This is a genomic window from Streptomyces sp. NPDC001816, assembly GCF_042892235.1.
GTDB lineage: Bacteria > Actinomycetota > Actinomycetes > Streptomycetales > Streptomycetaceae > Streptomyces.
Window position 1 is genome coordinate 750,276 of sequence record NZ_JBIATY010000001.1, and the last position, 12,982, is coordinate 763,257.

Below are 12,982 nucleotides of genomic sequence, written 5' to 3' on the forward strand. Positions count from 1 at the left end.
AATAGGACAGTGAGCGCCCACTGTGCGGTCGGACGCTTCTGAGCAGTGGATAGTAGTTTCCTCATTGTGGAACTTCAATGGTTTGTTGATGTCGAGATTCTCTGAGTCGAGGAAAGGTGGCGCTCGGTGCCACCCCGTTCACTCAAGGTGGCTCAGGTCGGCTTCCGTGTCGATGTCGTACGGCTCGGCCACGTCCGCGCACTCCACGAGACGGACCGCCGAGACGTGTTCCTTCAGGTAGGCGCGCGCACCGCGGTCGCCGGTGGCGGTCGCCGCGATGCCCGCCCAGTGGGCCGCGCCGAAGAGCACCGGATGCCCGCGTACGCCGTCGTAGGCGGCCGAGACCAGCGAGGTGTCGCCCTCGTACGCGCCGAGTACCCGGGCCACCGCGTCCGGCCCGATCCCCGGCTGGTCGACCAGGCTCACCAGGGCCGCGCGCACGCCCGTACCGGCGAGCGAGGCGAGTCCGGCGCGCAGGGAGGAGCCCATGCCCTCGGCCCAGTCGGGGTTGTCGACCAGCACGCAGCCGCTCAGCTCGGCCCGCTCCCGGACGTCGTCCGCCCGTGCGCCGAGGACGATATGGATCCGGTCGCATCCGGCCGCCCGCAGCACCCCGACCGCGTGTTCGACCAGGGGGCGCCCCCGGTGCTCCAGCAGCGCCTTGGGCCGCCCGCCGAGCCGTCTGCCGCCCCCGGCCGCGAGCAGCAGCCCGGCGATCTCCTCACGATGGTCCCGCTTGTCCGTCATGCGTCCTGCATACCTGACGCGGGCTGCGGCAGGCGGTTTCCTTGGGCTGAATTTCGGTCCGCGCTGTGGCGCCGCGGGACGGCGTGGCGTTTACTGACCCGCGCATGACGGCGTGCCAGGGGGGAGGGCTGTGTTGCGGAGCTTGGGGCAGAGGCCAGTGACCGGCAGCGACGAGGATCCGAGAGTGGCGGAACTGCGGACCGCGGTGTCCCGGCTGCGCCGCGAACTCGCCACGCTCCCGTCCGAGTTCCCCGACCGGGGCATAGCCGAGGACGAGCTGGCCACCCTGGCCGCGATGGCCGCCGGCGGCATGCCGGAGATACCGCGCCTGCGCAGGTCCCTGTTACTGATCGCCGGCGCGATCGGCTCGGTCAGCGCGCTGGCCCGCGGGCTGACGGGGGTGCGGGACGCGGTGGACCTGTTCGGTGAGCCGCCGCGGCCGCGCGACCGGCAGGGCGGCTGAACCGGCCCACCGTCAAGCCACGTTGACAATTTCCCTCGACGCCGACGCGTCACCCTCTCTCAGGCGCCCGAACTCGCCAGCGCCTGAGAAAGCTCCACGGCGATCCCCTGCAGTACCGGCACGATGTTCTCGGTCGCCGCCTCCGTGACCCGCCCCGCAGGCCCGGAGATGGAGATCGCGGCCGCCGTGGGGGAGTCCGGCACGGACACCGCGAGGCACCGCACACCGATCTCCTGCTCGTTGTCGTCCACGGCGTACCCGAGCCGCCGCACGTCCTCCAGTGCGGCCAGGAACCCGTCCGCCGTGGTGATGGTCTTCTCCGTCGCGGCCGGCATGCCCGTACGGGAGAGAAGCGCGCGCACCTCGTCGTCCGGCACGTTCGCCAGCAGCGCCTTGCCCACGCCGGTCGAGTGCGGCAGGACCCGCCGCCCCACCTCGGTGAACATCCGCATCGAGTGCTTCGACGGCACCTGTGCCACGTACACGATCTCGTCGCCGTCCAGCAGCGCCATGTTCGCCGTCTCACCGGTCTCCTCGACCAGCCTGGCGAGGTACGGCCGCGCCCAGGTGCCGAGCAACCGGGACGCGGACTCGCCGAGCCGGATCAGCCGCGGGCCGAGCGCGTACCGCCGGTTCGGCTGCTGGCGTACGTAGCCACAGGCCACCAGCGTGCGCATGAGGCGGTGGATGGTGGGCAGCGGCAGCCCGCTGGTGGCGGACAGCTCGCTGAGGCCGACCTCGCCGCCCGCGTCCGCCATCCGCTCGAGCAGATCGAAGGCACGCTCCAGTGACTGGACCCCGCCGCTGGCGGAGGACTTGGCGGCGTCGTTGGTGCTGGCGCTGGACGTCGGCACGGCACGTTCCTTTCGGGACTGGCAGGAAGGGCAGAAGCCTACCCGGCAGTCGGTTGACGCCCTGCTCGTACGTAGCTACGTTCTGCTTGCTGGAATTCTAATTCCGCTTTGTGGAAACGTCCAGAGTGGGCACTCGTGGGGTGCTGTCCAGAAGCGTGCCTCTTGACGGCGGGGTGGCGGGAGTGAAGACTCCTTCAACAGAACGTTGAATTCCGTTACGTGGGTGTAAATCCCGTTTCTCGGAAGTAAAACGGCGGCAGAGAGAGGGGTTCGGGTGTCCGACGCTGAACTGGTGCTGCGCTCGACGCGCGTCATCACTCCGGAAGGGACGCGGGCCGCCACGGTCACCGTGTCCGCAGGCAGGATCACGGCCGTACTGCCGTACGACGCCGAGGTCCCGGCCACGGCACGCCTGGAGGACTTCGGCGACCACGTCCTGCTGCCCGGCCTGGTCGACACCCACGTGCACGTCAACGACCCGGGCCGCACCGAGTGGGAGGGCTTCTGGACCGCCACGCGCGCGGCGGCGGCCGGTGGCATCACCACGCTCGTCGACATGCCCCTCAACTCCCTCCCGCCGACCACCACGGTCGAGAACCTGCGGGTGAAGCAGAAGGTCGCCGTCGACAAGGCGCACATCGACGTCGGCTTCTGGGGTGGCGCCCTGCCCGACAACGTCAAGGACCTGCGCCCGCTGCACGACGCCGGGGTCTTCGGCTTCAAGGCGTTCCTGTCGCCATCGGGCGTGGACGAGTTCCCGCACCTCGACCAGGAGCAGTTGGCCCAGTCCCTGGCGGAGATCGCCGGTTTCGACGGCCTGCTGATCGTGCACGCGGAGGACCCGCACCACCTCGCCGCCGCCCCGCAGCAGGGCGGCCCCAAGTACGCCGACTTCCTCGCCTCCCGGCCGCGTGACGCCGAGGACACGGCCATCGCGAACCTCGTCGCGCAGGCCAGGCGGCTGGGCGCGCGCGTCCACATCCTGCACCTGTCCTCCAGCGACGCGCTGCCGCTGATCGCCGCCGCCCGGGCGGAGGGCGTGCGGGTCACGGTCGAGACCTGCCCGCACTACCTGACGCTCACGGCCGAGGAAGTCCCCGACGGCGCCAGCGAGTTCAAGTGCTGCCCGCCCATCCGCGAGTCCGCCAACCAGGACCTGCTCTGGCAGGCGCTGGCCGACGGCACCATCGACTGCGTCGTCACCGACCACTCTCCCTCGACGGCCGACCTGAAGACCGACGACTTCGCCACCGCCTGGGGCGGCATCTCCGGCCTCCAGCTGAGCCTGTCGGCCGTGTGGACCGAGGCCCGACGGCGCGGCCACGGCCTGGAGGACGTGGTTCGCTGGATGTCCACGCGAACGGCCGCCCTGGTCGGCCTGCGCGACAAGGGCGCCATCGAGGCCGGCCGCGACGCCGACTTCGCCGTCCTCGCCCCCGACGAGACCTTCACCGTCGACCCGGCCGGCCTCCAGCACCGCAACCGGGTCACCGCGTACGCCGGCAAGACCCTGTACGGCGTCGTGAAGTCCACCTGGCTGCGCGGCGAGCGCATCGTCGCGGACGGCGAGTTCACCGAGCCGAAGGGCCGACTGCTGTCCCGCCCCCAGTGAGCCACCCTCCGCACCCGCATCCCGCCGACTCCCGAAAGGAACCCCTGATCACCGTGACGGCGCAGCAACATTCGAGTTGGGCCAGCTTCACCGGCGACGCGAACCCCTACGGAGGAGGCGACCCGTACGCGGACTACCGGACCGCCGACTTCCCCTTCACCCAGTACGCCAACCTCGCCGACCGGCAGCTCGGTGCCGCAGTCATCGCCGCCAACGACGAGTTCTTCGCCCAGCGGGAGAACCTGCTGCTGCCCGAGGCGGCCGAGTTCGACCCCGAGCACTTCGGCCACAAGGGCAAGATCATGGACGGCTGGGAGACCCGCCGCCGGCGCGGCGCCTCCGCCGAGTACCCCTGGCCCACGGCCGAGGACCACGACTGGGCGCTGGTCCGCCTCGGCGCGCCGGGTGTCGTGCGCGGCATAGTCGTCGACACGGCCCACTTCCGCGGCAACTACCCGCAGGCGGTGTCGGTCGAGGGCGCCTCGGTGCCCGGCTCCCCGTCACCCGAGGAGCTGCTGTCCGACGACGTGAAGTGGACGACGCTGGTCCCGCGCACGGCGGTGGGCGGCCACGCCGCGAACGGCTTCGCCGTGTCCGTCGAAGAGCGCTTCACCCACCTGCGCGTCAACCAGCACCCCGACGGCGGCATCGCGCGCCTGCGCGTGTACGGCGAGGTCGTACCCGACCCCGAGTGGCTGGCGGTCCTGGGCACCTTCGACGTGGTCGCGCTGGAGAACGGCGGTCAGGTCGAGGACGCCTCCAACCTCTTCTACTCGCCGGCCACCAACACCATCCAGCCGGGCCGGTCCCGCAAGATGGACGACGGCTGGGAGACGCGGCGCCGCCGGGACCAGGGCAACGACTGGATCCGCTACCGGCTGGCCGCCCAGTCCCAGATCCGCGCGATCGAGATCGACACCGCCTACCTGAAGGGCAACAGCGCCGGCTGGGCGTCGGTCTCCGTCAAGGACGGCGAGAACGGCGACTGGACCGAGATCCTCCCGCGCACCCGCCTCCAGCCCGACACCAACCACCGCTTCGTACTCCCGCAGCCGGCCGTCGGCACGCACGCGCGCGTGGACATCTTCCCCGACGGCGGCATCTCCCGCCTGCGGCTGTACGGCACCCTGACGGAGGCGGGCGCGACGGCCCTGTCGACGCGCCACCAGGAGCTGGGCGGCTGATCCGCCTTCACGCGCGCGTGGAGCGCACCGGCCGGGACAGCACCGGTGCGCTCCACGTGTCCTCAGGCTGAGTCGTGGCTTCGCCACTTGGCCGACCGAGTCGGGTGGGCGGGTGGTAAACGGGGGTCCGGGGGCGGAGCCCCCAGGGGCGAGCCAACACGCACCTGTATCTCCGGATGACCGAACCGCCGGAGGCGTCCCGCTCCCGCGTGCGCCTTCGTCTGGCCCACCAGCGCCGCCTTGCCGTTCAGAGTTCCGTGAGCTGTCATGCCTCCATCCCAGCGGCCATGAGGTCCGTCCGCCGGCGGCGAACGGACACCGAATCCGGCCACCGCCGGAACTCTTCGCTCCATGTCCCGCGTTGTCCCCGCGTGACCCTTCAGCAAGAGATCGTCGGCAACGCCATGCAGATGGCGGTCGTCAACCTGCACCCCGGCCAGACCGTGTACTGCGAGGCGGGGAAGTTCCTGTTCAAGACGACGAACGTGACCATGGAGACCCGCCTGTCCGGCCCGTCGGCAGGCGGCAACGGCAACGGCAACGGTGGTCAGCAGAGCGGCTCGGGCGGCGGCATGGGCGGCATGCTGCGCCAGGCCATGGGCACCGCCATGCAGGTCGGCCAGCGCATGCTGGCCGGCGAGTCGCTGGCGTTCCAGTACTTCACCGCCCAGGGCGGCGAGGGCACGGTCGGCTTCGCGGGCGTGCTGCCCGGTGAGATGCGCGCCCTGGAGCTGGACGGCACGCGCGCGTGGTTCGCCGAGAAGGACGCCTTCGTGGCCGCCGAGTCCAGCGTCCAGTTCGGCATAGCCTTCCAGGGCGGCCGTACGGGCATGAGCGGCGGCGAGGGCTTCATCCTGGAGAAGTTCACCGGGCACGGCACGGTGATCATCGCGGGCGCGGGCAACTTCATCGACCTGAACCCGGCGGACTTCGGCGGCCGGATCGAGGTGGACACCGGCTGTGTCGTCGCCTTCGAGGAGGGCATCCAGTACGGCGTCCAGCGCGTCGGCGGCCTCAACCGCCAGGGCATCATGAACGCCGTCTTCGGCGGCGAGGGCCTGTCCCTGGCCACCCTGGAGGGCAACGGAAGGGTGATCCTGCAGTCCCTCACCATCGAGAGCCTTGCGGGCGCCCTGAAGAAGGCCCAGGGCGGCGACAAGCAGGGCCCGACCGGCGGACTGTTCTCGACGCACACGGGCTGAACCGATGAGTTGCGGGTGTGTGCGGGGTCTGAGGTGATGACAGCAGATCCCGCACCAGGAAGAAGGCACCCGCCATGGGCAAGCTCGTCTCCACCATCTTCGTCACCCTCGACGGCGTCTACCAGGCGCCGGGCGGCCCCCAGGAGGACACCAGCGGCGGCTTCGACCAGGGCGGCTGGAGCTTTCCGTACGGCGACGACGACTTCGGCCGGTTCGTCACCGAGGTCTTCGACCGCGTGGGCGCCTTTCTGCTCGGCCGCCGTACGTACGACATCTTCGCCTCCTACTGGCCGAAGATGACCGACCCGGCCGACCCGATCGCCACGAAGCTGAACGCCCTCCCGAAGTACGTCGTCTCGTCCACGCTGACGGCACCGCAGTGGTCCGGCACCACCGTGATCGGCGGCGACCTCGCCAAGGAGGTCGCGGCCCTGAAGGAGCGCACGGACGGCGAGCTGCAGATCCATGGCAGCGGCGCCCTGGTCCGCTCCCTGCTGGACCTGCGGCTCATCGACACCCTGCACGTGCTGACCTTCCCGGTCGTCCTCGGCGCCGGCCGCCGGCTGTTCACGGAGGGCGCGGTCCCCACCCGCTTCCGGCACACCGGGGGCCGCGTCACCGGCGCGGGCGTCTCCATGCAGTCGTACGACCTGCTGGGTGCCCCGGAGTACGGCTCCTACGCCCTCCCCGAGGACGCCCAGGCCTGAGGCCGAGCCCGGAGGTTAACTTCCCGAAAACTCATCGGACTTGACGGGAAAATCTTCAACCTTGTCGTTGACATGCCAACGTCTACGCGCGTCATCATGGAGCCATGAGATTCCCCCCACGCGCAACTCGCATCGGCGCTGCAGCCGCCCTCCTGTCCGCCCTCCTCGTGGGCGGTACCGTCTCCGCCACCACGGCGGACGCCGCTGCCTCCGTCGGCAGCATCTGCTACAGCGACCTGCCGTCGCAGGCGTACGACACCCTGGACCTCATCGACCAGGGCGGTCCCTTCCCGTACTCGCAGGACGGCACCGTCTTCTCGAACCGTGAAGGCGTCCTGCCCAAGCAGTCGTCCGGCTACTACCACGAGTACACGGTGAAGACCCCCGGCTCCTCCACCCGCGGTGCCCGGCGCATCGTCACCGGTGAGGAGTACCAGGAGGACTACTACACCTCGGACCACTACGCCACGTTCGACCTGATCGACTTCGGCTGCTGAGCCGGACGGTCCGGTCCTGGGGAACGGTGCGCCCGGCCGGGGGTCCGGTCCGCGCTCAGCCGGACTTCTGGCTGTCCGCGACGGCGAACAGCGCGAACGCGAGCAGCAGGAGCGCCACGCTCGCGTAGACCTCGTAGCCGTCGAGGAAGCCGATCTTCTGCACGAGACCCACGTGCCAGTGGGTGAACTCGTGCACCAGGCCCATGACGCCCTGCATCAGGGCGATGAATCCGAGAAATTCCAGCACCTGTTTCATGGCACGACTCTCGCCCCGCGGCTTCCCCCCATGCATCGGCCGCGGGGCGAGGCACGTCTGGCGGAGGAACGACGTCCCGCCCGGGCGGGACCACCTAAAGTTCACGGCGATGCGACTTTGGTCGGCGATCGCGGCACGGGGGCAGTTGCTCCAGCCGATCCTGCGTAGATTTGCCGACCGTGAGTAAAGACGAACCGGCGCGGGCGCCGCAGGAGTTCGCGGGCCGCCGGTGGCTGTTCCCGTCCGCCCTGATGCACGAGCTGGACCCGGACGCCGGGGCCGCGGGCCGACGGCCGCGGCGCACCGCGCGCGACTGGGTCGTCGACTTCTCGTGCTTCCTGCTGGCCGTCGTCCTCGGCCTGGCGGCCGCCGAGGCCCTGCCTCAGGAATCCGGACTGCCGCACTCCCTCGCCGTGCTCGACCAGGTGCTGGGCGCCCTCGCCTGCGGGGCGCTCTGGCTGCGCCGCCGGTGGCCGGTCGGGCTCGCGATCGCGATGATCCCGGTCGGGTTCCTGTCCAACACCGCGGGCGGCGCCGGGATGGTCGTCATCTTCACCCTCGCGGTGCATCGGCCCTTCCGCCACATCGCCTGGATCGGCGGCATCGAACTCGCCCTGCTCCCGCTCTTCTACTGGCTGCGCCCCGACCCCGAACTGCCCTACATCGCCGTCGTCGCGTTCACCTTGCTGCTCACCCTCTCCCTCATCGGCTGGGGCAAGTTCGTCCGCTCCAAGCGGCAGCTCATGCTGAGCCTGCGCGACCGGGCCCGGCGCGCGGAGACCGAGGCGCGGCTGCGCGCCGAGCAGGCGCAGCGGCTCGCCCGCGAGGCCATCGCCCGCGAGATGCACGACGTGCTGGCGCACCGGCTCACCCTGCTCAGCGTGCACGCCGGCGCCCTGGAGTTCCGTCCGGACGCGCCCCGGGACGAGATAGCGCGCGCGGCCGGGGTCATCCGGGAGAGCGCCCACGAGGCGTTGCAGGACCTCAGGGAGATCATCGGCGTGCTGCGGGCGGGGGAGTCCGACGACGCGGCCGGGAGCCGCCCGCAGCCCACGCTGGCCGCGCTGGACGCCCTGGTCGCCGAGTGCCGCGAGGCGGGCATGAAGGTCACCCTCGACCAGCGCGTCACCGACCCGGCCGCCGTCCCCGCCTCGGTCGGCCGCACCGCCTACCGCATCGCCCAGGAGGCCCTGACCAACGCCCGCAAGCACGCCCCCGGCACCGACGTCACCGTCCAGGTCACCGGCGCACCCGGGGCCGGCCTGACGATCACGGTGCGCAACCCCGCCCCCGAATCCGACGTCCCGCCGGTCCCCGGCTCCGGACAGGGCCTGATCGGCCTGACCGAACGCGCCACGCTGGCCGGCGGCAGCCTGGAGCACGGGGCGACGGCGGACGGGGGGTTCGAGGTGCGGGGGTGGCTGCCGTGGGGCGGGGACTGAGCCGCGGCGGGGCGGCCGCCGTTGGCCGGGACATGCCCACCGCCCCGCGTCCCCGTGATTACGTAACCCCCATGACTGCGACTCCGATCAGGCTTCTCCTCGTCGACGACGACCCCCTGGTGCGCGCCGGACTCGCGCTGATGATGGGCGGGTCCGGGGACATCGAGATCGTCGGGGAGGCCGCCGACGGCGACCAGGTCGAGGACGCGGTCCAGCGGACCCGGCCGGACGTCGTGCTCATGGACATCCGGATGCCGTCGGTGGACGGGCTCACGGCCACCCGGAGCCTGCGGGAACGGGCGGACGCACCCGAGGTCGTGGTGCTCACCACCTTCCACGCCGACGAGCAGGTGCTGCACGCCCTGCGCGCGGGCGCCGCCGGGTTCGTGCTCAAGGACACCCCGCCCGCCGCGATCGTCGACGCGGTGCGCCGGGTCGCGGCCGGGGAGCCGGTGCTGTCGCCCGCCGTCACCCGCCAGTTGATGCGGCACGCGGCCGGCACCGCCGCCGACTCCCGGCAGGAACGCGCGCGGGAGCGGCTCACCGCGCTGGGCGACCGCGAGCGGGAGGTCGCCGTCGCCGTCGGCCGGGGCCTGGCCAACGCCCAGATCGCCGCCGAACTCTTCATGAGCGTGGCCACCGTCAAGACCCACGTCTCGCGCATCCTGGCCAAGCTCGGCCTCAACAACCGGGTCCAGATCGCCCTGCTGGCCTACGACGCGGGACTTCTCGACGAGGACGGGCACTAAGCGGGCACCCCGCGCGTTGTCCCTGCACCGGGAGGTGCCCGGGCGGCCTCGGGGGAGTCCGGAAGAGGAGCGATGGACAGGCAACACGTGGTTGATCTGGGGGAGTTCGGGGACGCCTTCCGCCGGGATCCGCACCCGGTGTACGAACGCCTGCGCGAGCAGGGCCCCGTGCACCGCGTCCGGCTGCCGGGCGCGGACGAAGGGTACGAGGCCTGGCTGGTGGTGGGGTACGAAGAGGCGCGGGCGGCCCTCACCGACTCCCGGCTGGCCAAGGACGGTTCCAAGATCGGCACGACCTTCCTCGACGAGGACTTGATCGGCAAGCACCTGCTGGCCACCGACCCGCCTCAGCACACCCGCCTGCGCGCCCTGGTCACCCGCGCGTTCACGATGCGCCGGGTGGAGCGGCTGCGCCCGCGGATCCAGCAGATCACCGACGACCTGCTGGACGAGATGATGCCGCGCGGCCACGCCGACCTCATCGACGCGCTCGCCTTCCCGCTGCCCATCACCGTCATCTGCGAACTCCTCGGCGTCCCGGACATGGACCGCGCGGAGTTCCGAAAGATGTCCACCGAGGTGGTCGCGCCGACCAACGGGGACACGGAGGAGGAGGCGACCGTCCGCCTCGGCGAGTACCTCACCGAGCTGATCGAGGACAAGCGGTCCGCCGGGCCGACCGACGACCTGCTCAGCGACCTGATCCGCACCACCGCCGAGGACGGCGACCGGCTCTCCCCGGGGGAACTGCGCGGCATGGCCTTCCTGCTGCTCATCGCCGGCCACGAGACCACCGTCAACCTCATCGGCAACGGCGTCCTCGCCCTGCTCACCCACCCCGACCAACTCGCCGCCCTGCGCGCCGACATGAGCCTCCTGGACGGCGCCGTCGAGGAGATGCTGCGCTACGAGGGCCCGGTACAGAGCGCCACGTTCCGGTACGCCGCCGAGCGCCTGGAGATCGCCGGCACGGTGATCGAGCAGGGCGAGCACGTGATCGTCGGCCTCACCGCCGCCCAGCGCGACGGCGACCGCTACAGCGACCCGCACCGCTTCGACATCCGCCGCGACACCCGCGGCCACCTCGCCTTCGGCCACGGCATCCACCACTGCCTGGGCGCGCCCCTGGCCCGCCTGGAGGGCCGCACCGCCATCGGCACCCTTCTTGAGCGCGCGCCCGCACTCGCGCTCGACGGCTCCCCCGGCGAGTGGCTGCCGGGCCTGCTGATGAGAGGGATGCGCACCCTGCCGGTGCGCTGGTGAGCGAAGCGGCTTCAGCCGTACGACGGCTGCGCCCGGTCCTGGATCTCCGCCAGCCGCACCGGGCGGCGCTCCCGCCGGGACACCTCGCAGGCCTCGGCGATCCGCAGCGCCTGCAGGGCCTCGCGGCCGTCGCACGGGTTGGGCCGCTGACCGTGCAGCACGTCGACGAAGGCGCACAGCTCGGCCTCGTACGCGGGCCCGAACCGCTCCAGGAAGCCGGCCCACGGCTTGTCCGCGGGCGGCGGCCCGGTCGGCTCGGTGGACGCGACCGGCGTACGGTCGTCCAGGCCCACCACGACCGTGTCCCGCTCCCCGGCCAGTTCCATACGGACGTCGTAGCCGGCGCCGTTGAGCCGGGTCGCCGTCGCCGTGGCCAGCGTGCCGTCGTCCAGCGTGAGCAGGGCCGCGCCGGTGTCGACGTCACCGGCCTCGCGGAACATCGCGGGGCCGGCGTCCGACCCCGTCGCGTAGACATCCACGACCTCACGGCCCGTCACCCAGCGCAGCACGTCGAAGTCGTGGATCAGCGTGTCCCGGAACAGCCCGCCGGACAGCGGCAACCACTCCGGCGGGGGAGGGGACTGGTCGGAGGTCATCGCGCGTACGGTGTGCAGCCGCCCGAGCCGTCCCGAGCGCACCGCCTCCCGGGCGCCCGCGTACCCCGCGTCGAAGCGCCGCTGGAAGCCCATCTGCAGCACCGTGCCGGCCGTCTCGACCTCGGCGAGCGCGGCCAGCGTGCCCGGCAGGTCGAGGGCGATCGGCTTCTCGCAGAAGACCGGCAGGCCCGAGCGGGCTGCCCGGCCGATCAGGTCGGCGTGCGCTGCCGTGGCCGTGGTGATCACCACCGCGTCCACGCCCCACTTGAAGATCTCGTCCACCCCCGGCGCCGCCGTCTCGCCCAGGCGCTGCGCCAGCACCTGGGCCCGCGCCGGGTCCGCGTCCGTCAGGATCAGCGATCCGACCTCACGGTGGCGGCTCAGCGTGTTCGCATGAATGGTGCCGATGCGGCCCGTACCGATGACCCCGATGCGCATGGAAACAAAGTGAGGGCGGACCCCGTACGCTGTCAATGCGAATGTCCGAACAACTGGACAATCTGTCTACACAACTTCCCGTCAACCGAGCACGGGGCTACGCTCGGGCCCGTGCCGAAACCAGATGTGGACCCGACCGTGTCGCTCGACCTCCGCGTGGACCGTAGTTCGCCGGTGCCGTTGTACTTCCAGCTCTCCCAGCAGCTGGAGGCCGCCATCGAGCACGGCAGCCTCACGCCCGGCAGCCTCCTGGGCAACGAGATCGAGCTGGCCGCCCGGCTCGGCCTGTCCCGGCCCACGGTCCGCCAGGCCATCCAGTCCCTCGTCGACAAGGGACTGCTGGTCCGCCGCCGGGGCGTGGGCACCCAGGTCGTGCACAGCCAGGTCAAGCGCCCCCTGGAGCTGAGCAGCCTCTACGACGACCTGGAGGCGGCCGGCCAGCGGCCCGCGACCAAGGTCCTGGTCAACACCGTCGTCCCCGCCTCCGCCGAGGTCGCCGCCGCGCTCGCCGTCGCCGAGGGCAGCGACGTCCACCGCATCGAACGCCTGCGCCTCGCCCACGGCGAACCGATGGCCTATCTGGTCAACTTCCTGCCGCCCGGCCTGCTCGACCTGGACACCGACCAGCTGGAGGCCACCGGCCTGTACCGGCTGATGCGCTCAGCCGGGATCACCCTGCACAGCGCCCGCCAGTCCATCGGCGCCCGCGGCGCCACGGCCGCCGAGGCCGAGCGGCTCGCCGAGGCGGAGGGCGCCCCGCTGCTCACCATGCAGCGCACCACCTTCGACGACACCGGACGCGCGGTCGAGTTCGGCGACCACACCTACCGCCCCACCCGTTACTCCTTCGAGTTCCAGCTGCTCGTACGGCCCTGAGCGCCCGCCGGTCATTCGTCGCAATGTCCGGACAATGCGACGGGCAGGCGCTCCCCGGTCGGGTCAGCAGTGTTCCCCGTGTTCGATACTGGAGTG

14 protein-coding genes are annotated in these 12,982 nt (G+C 71.5%); 10 read left to right on the forward strand and 4 right to left on the reverse strand.

From position 1 onward, the window contains the following. Nucleotides 1–138 precede the first annotated feature (138 nt). Nucleotides 139–747: an NTP transferase domain-containing protein gene (locus tag ACFYZZ_RS03305; RefSeq protein ID WP_389170910.1), complete on the reverse strand. Its 609-nt coding sequence runs from the start codon at nt 745–747 to the stop codon at nt 139–141. A 130-nt stretch (nt 748–877) separates the two neighbouring features. Between ACFYZZ_RS03305 and ACFYZZ_RS03310 the strand changes: the two genes are divergently transcribed. Further along, nucleotides 878–1,210: a DUF5955 family protein gene (locus ACFYZZ_RS03310; protein ID WP_389170914.1), complete on the forward strand. Its 333-nt coding sequence runs from the start codon at nt 878–880 to the stop codon at nt 1,208–1,210. Nucleotides 1,211–1,269: 59 nt separating this feature from the next. On the opposite strand, the gene ACFYZZ_RS03315 is transcribed toward ACFYZZ_RS03310, so the two are convergent. After that, a complete protein-coding gene (locus tag ACFYZZ_RS03315) occupies nt 1,270–2,064 on the reverse strand; it encodes an IclR family transcriptional regulator (RefSeq protein ID WP_389170917.1) in 795 nt (264 codons plus the stop codon). 274 nt (nt 2,065–2,338) lie between these two features. Between ACFYZZ_RS03315 and allB the strand changes: the two genes are divergently transcribed. The 5 genes from allB to ACFYZZ_RS03340 all read left to right on the forward strand — a co-directional run bounded on the left by allB (nt 2,339) and on the right by ACFYZZ_RS03340 (nt 7,266). Further along, a complete protein-coding gene (allB, locus tag ACFYZZ_RS03320) occupies nt 2,339–3,676 on the forward strand; it encodes an allantoinase AllB (RefSeq protein WP_389170920.1) in 1,338 nt (445 codons plus the stop codon). 53 nt (nt 3,677–3,729) lie between these two features. Beyond that, nucleotides 3,730–4,860, forward strand: a complete 1,131-nt coding sequence (gene alc / locus ACFYZZ_RS03325; RefSeq protein ID WP_389170922.1) for an allantoicase — start codon at nt 3,730–3,732, stop codon at nt 4,858–4,860. A gap of 371 nt (nt 4,861–5,231) precedes the next feature. After that, the gene (locus tag ACFYZZ_RS03330) at nt 5,232–6,062 is read left to right on the forward strand and encodes an AIM24 family protein (RefSeq protein WP_389170925.1); all 831 of its coding nucleotides are present in this window, start codon (nt 5,232–5,234) and stop codon (nt 6,060–6,062) included. A gap of 74 nt (nt 6,063–6,136) precedes the next feature. After that, nucleotides 6,137–6,769 carry a dihydrofolate reductase family protein gene (locus ACFYZZ_RS03335; RefSeq protein ID WP_389170928.1) on the forward strand — a complete coding sequence of 211 codons (633 nt, stop codon included), beginning with the start codon at nt 6,137–6,139 and terminating at the stop codon, nt 6,767–6,769. A 104-nt stretch (nt 6,770–6,873) separates the two neighbouring features. Beyond that, on the forward strand, nt 6,874–7,266 hold the full coding sequence (locus ACFYZZ_RS03340; RefSeq protein ID WP_386576261.1) for a ribonuclease domain-containing protein: 393 nt from the start codon (nt 6,874–6,876) through the stop codon (nt 7,264–7,266). A gap of 55 nt (nt 7,267–7,321) precedes the next feature. Here ACFYZZ_RS03340 and ACFYZZ_RS03345 read toward each other — a convergent pair whose 3' ends face one another. Continuing rightward, complete coding sequence (locus ACFYZZ_RS03345) at nt 7,322–7,522, reverse strand: hypothetical protein (RefSeq protein WP_389170932.1); 201 nt, start codon at nt 7,520–7,522, stop codon at nt 7,322–7,324. Nucleotides 7,523–7,701: 179 nt separating this feature from the next. On the opposite strand from ACFYZZ_RS03345, the gene ACFYZZ_RS03350 reads away from it, so the two are divergent. The 3 genes from ACFYZZ_RS03350 (at nt 7,702) to ACFYZZ_RS03360 (ending at nt 10,976) form a co-directional block, all read left to right on the forward strand. Further along, a complete protein-coding gene (locus tag ACFYZZ_RS03350; RefSeq protein ID WP_389170935.1) occupies nt 7,702–8,964 on the forward strand; it encodes a sensor histidine kinase in 1,263 nt (420 codons plus the stop codon). A 71-nt stretch (nt 8,965–9,035) separates the two neighbouring features. Beyond that, nucleotides 9,036–9,713, forward strand: a complete 678-nt coding sequence (locus tag ACFYZZ_RS03355; protein ID WP_389170938.1) for a response regulator — start codon at nt 9,036–9,038, stop codon at nt 9,711–9,713. A gap of 72 nt (nt 9,714–9,785) precedes the next feature. Further along, nucleotides 9,786–10,976 carry a cytochrome P450 gene (locus ACFYZZ_RS03360; protein ID WP_389170941.1) on the forward strand — a complete coding sequence of 397 codons (1,191 nt, stop codon included), beginning with the start codon at nt 9,786–9,788 and terminating at the stop codon, nt 10,974–10,976. A gap of 11 nt (nt 10,977–10,987) precedes the next feature. On the opposite strand, the gene ACFYZZ_RS03365 is transcribed toward ACFYZZ_RS03360, so the two are convergent. Next, nucleotides 10,988–12,010: a Gfo/Idh/MocA family oxidoreductase gene (locus tag ACFYZZ_RS03365; protein WP_389170944.1), complete on the reverse strand. Its 1,023-nt coding sequence runs from the start codon at nt 12,008–12,010 to the stop codon at nt 10,988–10,990. Nucleotides 12,011–12,148: 138 nt separating this feature from the next. On the opposite strand from ACFYZZ_RS03365, the gene ACFYZZ_RS03370 reads away from it, so the two are divergent. Next, the gene (locus ACFYZZ_RS03370) at nt 12,149–12,886 is read left to right on the forward strand and encodes a GntR family transcriptional regulator (RefSeq protein ID WP_389171989.1); all 738 of its coding nucleotides are present in this window, start codon (nt 12,149–12,151) and stop codon (nt 12,884–12,886) included. Nucleotides 12,887–12,982 lie beyond the last annotated feature (96 nt).

Coding starts and splice junctions, on each gene's coding strand:
- ACFYZZ_RS03305 (WP_389170910.1), bottom strand. CDS start 747: ATGACGGACAAGCGGGACCATCGTGAGGAGATCGCCGGGCTGCTGCTC.
- ACFYZZ_RS03335 (WP_389170928.1), top strand. CDS start 6,137: ATGGGCAAGCTCGTCTCCACCATCTTCGTCACCCTCGACGGCGTCTAC.
- ACFYZZ_RS03340 (WP_386576261.1), top strand. CDS start 6,874: ATGAGATTCCCCCCACGCGCAACTCGCATCGGCGCTGCAGCCGCCCTC.
- ACFYZZ_RS03345 (WP_389170932.1), bottom strand. CDS start 7,522: ATGAAACAGGTGCTGGAATTTCTCGGATTCATCGCCCTGATGCAGGGC.
- ACFYZZ_RS03355 (WP_389170938.1), top strand. CDS start 9,036: ATGACTGCGACTCCGATCAGGCTTCTCCTCGTCGACGACGACCCCCTG.
- ACFYZZ_RS03360 (WP_389170941.1), top strand. CDS start 9,786: ATGGACAGGCAACACGTGGTTGATCTGGGGGAGTTCGGGGACGCCTTC.
- ACFYZZ_RS03365 (WP_389170944.1), bottom strand. CDS start 12,010: ATGCGCATCGGGGTCATCGGTACGGGCCGCATCGGCACCATTCATGCG.